Origin of the sequence: Streptomyces sp. MK37H, assembly GCF_018035285.1 — a bacterium.
In the GTDB taxonomy this organism is placed as follows: domain Bacteria; phylum Actinomycetota; class Actinomycetes; order Streptomycetales; family Streptomycetaceae; genus Streptomyces; species Streptomyces endocoffeicus.
In genome coordinates, this window is sequence record NZ_JAAAYH010000500.1 from 1 (window position 1) to 6,242 (window position 6,242).

Annotated in this window: 5 protein-coding genes; 3 read left to right on the plus strand and 2 right to left on the minus strand. The window is 72.7% G+C overall.

Going from position 1 to position 6,242, the window contains the following annotated elements:
• Positions 1-376 precede the first annotated feature (376 nt).
• Both GWI24_RS38930 and ptsP read left to right on the plus strand, forming a co-directional pair.
• The gene (locus tag GWI24_RS38930) at positions 377-823 is read left to right on the plus strand and encodes a PTS glucose transporter subunit IIA (RefSeq protein ID WP_210950752.1); all 447 of its coding nucleotides are present in this window, start codon (positions 377-379) and stop codon (positions 821-823) included.
• Positions 824-928: 105 nt separating this feature from the next.
• Positions 929-2,599 carry a phosphoenolpyruvate--protein phosphotransferase gene (ptsP, locus tag GWI24_RS38935; RefSeq protein ID WP_210950753.1) on the plus strand — a complete coding sequence of 557 codons (1,671 nt, stop codon included), beginning with the start codon at positions 929-931 and terminating at the stop codon, positions 2,597-2,599.
• Between the two features lie 86 nt (positions 2,600-2,685).
• Here ptsP and GWI24_RS38940 read toward each other — a convergent pair whose 3' ends face one another.
• On the minus strand, positions 2,686-3,639 hold the full coding sequence (locus GWI24_RS38940; RefSeq protein ID WP_210950754.1) for a hypothetical protein: 954 nt from the start codon (positions 3,637-3,639) through the stop codon (positions 2,686-2,688).
• 22 nt (positions 3,640-3,661) lie between these two features.
• The gene (locus tag GWI24_RS38945) at positions 3,662-5,014 is read right to left on the minus strand and encodes an MFS transporter (protein WP_308344241.1); all 1,353 of its coding nucleotides are present in this window, start codon (positions 5,012-5,014) and stop codon (positions 3,662-3,664) included.
• A 48-nt stretch (positions 5,015-5,062) separates the two neighbouring features.
• Here GWI24_RS38945 and GWI24_RS38950 point away from each other — a divergent pair.
• On the plus strand, positions 5,063-6,242 hold a 1,180-nt coding region (locus tag GWI24_RS38950), incomplete at its 3' end, for an aminotransferase class I/II-fold pyridoxal phosphate-dependent enzyme (RefSeq protein WP_210950755.1).

A 6,242-nucleotide genomic window follows, 5' to 3' on the forward strand; every position in this document is an offset into this window, starting at 1 on the left:
AAAACCGTTTCACCGGTTTCTCCGGGCGCTTCCCTTCGGTGTTTCACACGCTATCAGACTATTTCCGGCTCTCCGTACCCGTGTCTCTCGCAAGGCATGCGAAAGCGGATCCGAGATTTGGATCAAGTAGCTGATGGCGCCGCCCTGAACCTGGATGTGCACGCAGATGTCCGCAGTGCTTCATCCGGTGGGCAGGGATACGACAGTACAGCGCCCCGCGCGGCCGTGGCAAATCGATTCCTTGCCCGGGCACCCCCTCCTGCCTGCGCCACGTGTGCGGAATCCGTAGTTCCTATGACTTACTCTTCTGGGCAGTGCGCTGTCCGGGACAGGTGGTGACGGCGCGTGATGAATCTTCACCCCCCGGGAGGCTCCCATGACCAGCGTGACCTCACCGGTCGCCGGCCGCGTGATCGGACTCGAAGCGGCGCCCGATCCGGTGTTCTCCGGCGCCATGGTCGGTCCGGGCACGGCGATCGACCCAGTCCTCGAGCCCTTCGTGGCCGTGGCCCCGGTCGACGGCATCGTCGTCTCCCTGCACCCTCACGCGTTCGTCGTCGTGGACGGGGAGGGGCACGGTGTGCTCACTCACCTCGGCATCGACACCGTGCAGCTGAACGGTGAGGGCTTCGAGGTCCTCATCAACAAGGGGGACACCGTCAAGCGCGGTGACGCGATCGTGCGCTGGGACCCGGCCACCGCCGTGGCCGCGGGCAAGTCGCCGATCTGCCCGATCGTGGCGCTCGAGGCCACGGCCGATGCCCTGTCCGACGTCAAGGAGGACGTCGATGTGAAGACGGGCGACACACTGTTCAACTGGTGAGCCGGGCGTGCGCCCGTTGGCCAATGGGCACCGGGCCGGGCGGCGCACCGCGGGTACGACATCCACCATGGCGGGGTTCCGCCGTATCGACCGGGGACGGGTGACATGGAGACAACGCTGCGAGGCGTCGGCGTGAGCCACGGGGTGGCCATCGGCGAGGTGCGCCATATGGGGACGGCGGTCCTGGAGCCGCCGGCGAAGCAGATTCCGGCCGATGAGGCGCCGCGTGAGCAGGGGCGGGCGCGCCAGGCGGTGGAGGCCGTGGCGGCCGATCTGGTCGCGCGCGGCAATCTGGCGGGCGGCGAGGCCCAGGCCGTGCTCGAGGCGCAGGCCATGATGGCGCAGGACCCGGAGCTGATCGCCGATGTCGAGCGGCGGATCGCCGTGGGCAGCACCGCCGAGCGCGCGGTGTACGACGCCTTCGCCGCCTACCGGGCGCTGCTGGCGGGGGCCGGTGACTATCTGGCGGGCCGGGTGGCCGACCTCGACGATGTGCGGAACCGGATTGTGGCGCGGCTGCTGGGTGTGCCGATGCCGGGTGTGCCGGACAGCGATGAGCCGTATGTGCTGATCGCGCGAGACCTCGCCCCCGCCGACACCGCGCTGCTCGACCCGACGCTGGTGCTGGGGTTCGTGACCGAGGAGGGCGGGCCGACGAGCCACAGCGCGATCCTCGCCCGTGCCCTGGGGGTGCCGGCCGTGGTCGCGCTGCCGGGTGCCGGGGATCTGGTCGAGGGAACCCTGATCGCCGTCGACGGCAGCACGGGCGAGATCTTCGTGTCCCCGAGCGAGGAGAAGCGGGCCGAGCTGACGCGGGCCTTCGAGGAGCGCCGGGCCGCGCTCGCCGCCTCCTCCGGTCCGGGTGCGACGTCGGACGGGCACAAGGTGCCGCTGCTGGCGAACGTCGGCGGACCGGCCGATGTGCCGGCGGCGGTCGAGGCGGGCGCCGAGGGTGTGGGGCTGTTCCGCACCGAGTTCCTCTTCCTCGACGACAGCACTCAGGCGCCGTCGGAGGAGAAGCAGGTCGCGGCGTACCGGCAGGTGCTGGAGGCATTCCCCGAGGGCCGGGTGGTGGTGCGGGTCCTGGACGCGGGCGCGGACAAGCCGCTGGACTTCCTCACCCCGGCCGATGAGCCCAACCCGGCGCTGGGCGTGCGCGGTCTGCGTACCCTGCTGGACCATCCCGAGGTGCTGCGGACGCAGCTCACGGCGCTGGCCAAGGCGTCGGAGGGGCTGCCGGTCTATCTCGAGGTGATGGCCCCGATGGTGGCCGACCGGCTGGACGCCAAGGCGTTCGCGGACGCGTGCCGCGAGGCGGGGCTGCGGGCCAAGTTCGGCGCGATGGTGGAGATTCCGTCCGCCGCGCTGCGGGCGCGCTCGATCCTCCAGGAGGTCGAGTTCCTCTCGCTGGGCACCAACGACCTGGCGCAGTACACCTTCGCGGCCGACCGTCAGGTCGGTGCGGTGTCGCGGCTCCAGGACCCGTGGCAGCCCGCGCTGCTCGACCTGGTGGCGGCGTCGGCGGAGGCCGCGCAGGCCGAGGGCAAGAGCTGTGGTGTCTGCGGTGAGGCCGCCTCCGATCCGCTGCTGGCGTGTGTGCTGGCCGGTCTGGGTGTCACCAGCCTCTCCATGGGTGCGGCCTCCATTCCGTATGTGCGCGCGACGCTGGCCAAGCACACGCTGGCGCAGTGCGAGCGGGCCGCCTCCGCGGCGCGCGCGGCGGACACCGCGGAGGATGCCCGCCGGGCGGCGCAGGCGGTGCTGTCCGGCGAATGAGCCGGTGAGCTGTGAGATGTGAGCCGTGGGCTTTGGGCTTTGAGCTGTTGATGAAGGCGTCCCGCCGGGTGGCGGGACGCCTTCGGTCATTCCGGGCGGCTGAGCGGGATGCCCGCCCGGTATTCGACGCCGTGCTCCGGGGGGATGGGTTCACCGGTCTCGGCGTCGGTGCAGTACGCGGTGAACACCTCCGCCTCGCTCAGCGGGCGCAGCCAGCCGTCCTGCAGCGCCCAGCCGCGGACCGTCTCCGGGGAGTCCGCCACGATGGTGCGCAGCACCAGGCCACCGGGGCTGCGCAGGGCGAAACCGCAGGCCAGGACGGTGCGGAAGACCAGCCCCGAGGGCTCGGCCAGCTTCGGCGGGCCCGCTTCCCGGGCGTCGGCGTGGAGCACGGCGACCAGCGAGGTGCCGTCCGCCGGGACGCTGCAGACCAGATGGTGGACGCCCGGCCCGACCGCCTCGACGACCGCGCGCAGCGCGGCCCCGGCGCGGTCGAACGCGGCGCGGGCGGTGGTGTCGTCATGGCACTCCCCGCGGTGGCCGGCGCGGGAGAGCAGCGCCGTGGCGTACTCCCAGGTGGCCTGCTCCTCGGCCACGCCGATGAGCCGGGGCACCAGGCGGGCGATCGGCTGGCCCTCGTAGGTGACGGTGCCGCCCCCGGCGGCCAGCTCCGCCGTATAGCGCGTGCGGCTCGCGGCGGCGTCCGGGTCGAGCCGGGTGTCCGCGCAGAACTCCTCGTAGGCGACGGGGTCGAAGAGGGCGACGGTGGTGTGCACGCCCTTGGCGGCGAGCGCCTTCAACAGCCCCTCCATCTCCCGTAGGTACGCTCCGTGGTCGTCGAAGGCGAATGACGCGTAGTGCCGCATGGCGGCGAAGTCCCGCTCGTCGGCGAGCAGGGCCACGGTGCTGGGCACCTCTCTGCGGAGGGCGCGCCGGGTGGTCTGCCTCCTCGTGCGCTGCCGCGTCGTCGGCTTCTGTGTCTTCGGCTTGCTGTGCCCGCCCGGGCGGTTCCGGTGGCTCCTGCGTCCGGTGTGCGCCATGACTCCCCCTCAGCGCGGATGTTCAGTGCTCACTCACCGTAACCGGGACCACTGACAACGCTCCGTCACCGCGGTCCCGTACCAGGTGGCGCTGGGCGCCGCACATCGCGGCGAGCCCTGCGCCGAGGCCGAGCCAGCCGAGGGGGCCCACCGCGATCGCCGCCGTCACCGCGAGGGGTCCCGCACTGCGCTGGACGGCCTGGGCCAGGCCGTGCACGCCGAGGTAGGCGCCTTGTGCGGTGGGCGGGGCGAGGACCACGGACAGCTCCCAGGAGATCGTGGCGTGCAGCATCTCCGCGACGGTGAACGCGGTGGCGGCCAGCACCAGCGTGGCGGCCGCGAACCAGGGCGCGCCGACGGTCGAGGCGGCCAGCGCGGCCCCGCCGACGAGGAAGGCACCGGCCAGCGGCCACAGCGAGGTGCGTGCGGTGTGCGGGGTGGCGCCGAAGCGGGCGAACGGGACCTGGAAGAGCACCACGAGCACGTTGTTGAGGACGAGCAGCAGGGGGACGAGTTGATGCGGTGTACTGGTGGCCGTCACGGCCCACAGCGGCAGGCCGACCTTGAAGACGGAGTCGTCGAGGAAGAGGACGGCCTCGCTGGCGGTGTAGGCGAGATAGCGGCGGTCGCGCCAGGGGTTGGGGGCAGTGGTCTTCTCGGGTGCGGATGCGGATTCCGCGGGGGCGGGTGCGGACTCAACGGTGGCTGATGCGGATTCCGCGGAGGCGGATTCGCCGGGTTCCGCGGATGCGGATGCGGCCGCGATGCGGGAGGCCGAGGGCGGTTCGGCGCAGCCGAGTGTGAACAGCGCGGAGGCGACGAAGGAGAGCGCGTCGCCGATCAGCAGCCAGCGGTAGACCGTGACCGTGCCGCCGGTGAGTGCCGCGGCCGCCGCGAGACCGCCGACGGCCCAGCCGACGTTCATCGCGGTGCGGCTGATGGCCTGGTAGCGGACGCGCTCGGGGCCTGCGACACGGGTCGCGTACAGCTTGGTCAGGACGGAGGCCGCACGGTCGCCGAGGCTGCCCACCGAGGCGATGGCGAGCAGGAGCCGGAGGTCGGTGGTGGTGAGGAGGGCCGATGAGGCGGCGGCGCGCACCAGTTGGACGGTGATCAGGAGTGGGCGCAGCCGGACGCGGTCGGCGAGGAGGCCGCCGAGGGGCGGGCCCGCGATGCCGATGGCTCCGGATACGGCGAGCAGCACGCCGATCTCGGCGGTGCTGAGCCCGGCGGCGAAGGTGAAGTAGAGCGTCGCGGTCGCGCCCCACAGGCCCGAGCCGATCCGGTCGACGAAGGTGACGATCAGCATGCGTCGGCCGTCCCGGCCGCCGGGGATGCGGTCGCTGAGCGCGGTGCGGCGCGTTGGCTTGCCCACCCTGGTCCCCCTTGACATTCTCTTTTGTATTGATACAGAGTTACATCTGTGGCGACACAATATGAGATCACCGGTGCGTCGGCCAAGGGGATTGCCGCGTCCGTCGAACAAGGCGTGGTGGAGGGGGCGTTGGCACCCGGTACCGCGCTGCCTCCGGTGCGTCGGCTGGCGGAGCGGCTGGGCGTCAGCCCCGGCACCGTCGCGACCGCCTACAAGGAGCTGCGGCGGCGCGGGATCGTGGTGACCCAGGGGCGGGGCGGCACGGTGGTCGCCCCGACGCCCGCCGTCGCCTCGCGCCGCCCGCCGCCGGTGCCGGATGGCGTGCGCGATCTGGCGGGCGGTCATCCCGATCCGGCCTTCCTGCCTGCCCTGTTGCCGACCGCGCGGCTGTCCCCCGGAGTGCGGTCGCACCGCGCCCAGCCCCGGCTGGCCGGTCTGGAGGAGCTGACCCGCGCCTGGTACGAGCGCGACGGCGTACCGGCCGAGCACCTGAGCTTCGCCCATGGCGCGCTGGACTGCGTGGCCCGGCTGCTGTCGGTCGAGCTCAGACCGGGTGACGCGGTGGCGATGGAGGACCCCGGTTACCACCATCTGCTGGACCTCGTCCCGGCGCTGGGGCTGCGGAGCGTGCCGGTGGCCGTGGACGACGAGGGGATCCGGCCGGACGCGCTCCGGGCTGCGCTGCGGGCGGGGGCGCGTGCGCTGATCTGCAGCCCGCGCGGGCAGAACCCCTACGGCGGCTGGTTCTCGGCGGGGCGCCGGGATGAGCTGCTGGGGGTTCTGGGCGAGGCGCCGGGTGAGGTGCTGGTGATCGAGGACGATCATGCCGCGGATGTCGCGGGGGTGCCGCTGTACAGCCTCACGGCGGGTGGCTCGGGCGGCGCCGCGGGCCCTCCGGCGCGTTGGGCGCAGGTGCGCACCGTCTCCAAGCACCTGGGGACCGACCTGCGGTGGGGCGCGCTCGCCTGCGACCGTACGACGCTGGCGCGCCATGACGGCCGGATGCTGCTGACCTCGGGCTGGGTCAGCCATGTGCTGCAGGAAACGGTCGCCCGGCTGATGACCGACCCGGAGACCCAGGGCCTGGTCACCGCGGCGCGGTCCGCCTACGCCCGACGGCGTGAGGCCCTGCTGGCCGCGCTGTCGGCCCGCGGGATCGCCGCGCACGGGGCGAGCGGGATGAATGTGTGGGTGCCGGTGCGGGACGAGGCCGCGGTGGTCAACGGGT

Coding starts and splice junctions, on each gene's coding strand:
- GWI24_RS38930 (WP_210950752.1), top strand. CDS start 377: ATGACCAGCGTGACCTCACCGGTCGCCGGCCGCGTGATCGGACTCGAA.
- ptsP (WP_210950753.1), top strand. CDS start 929: ATGGAGACAACGCTGCGAGGCGTCGGCGTGAGCCACGGGGTGGCCATC.
- GWI24_RS38940 (WP_210950754.1), bottom strand. CDS start 3,639: ATGGCGCACACCGGACGCAGGAGCCACCGGAACCGCCCGGGCGGGCAC.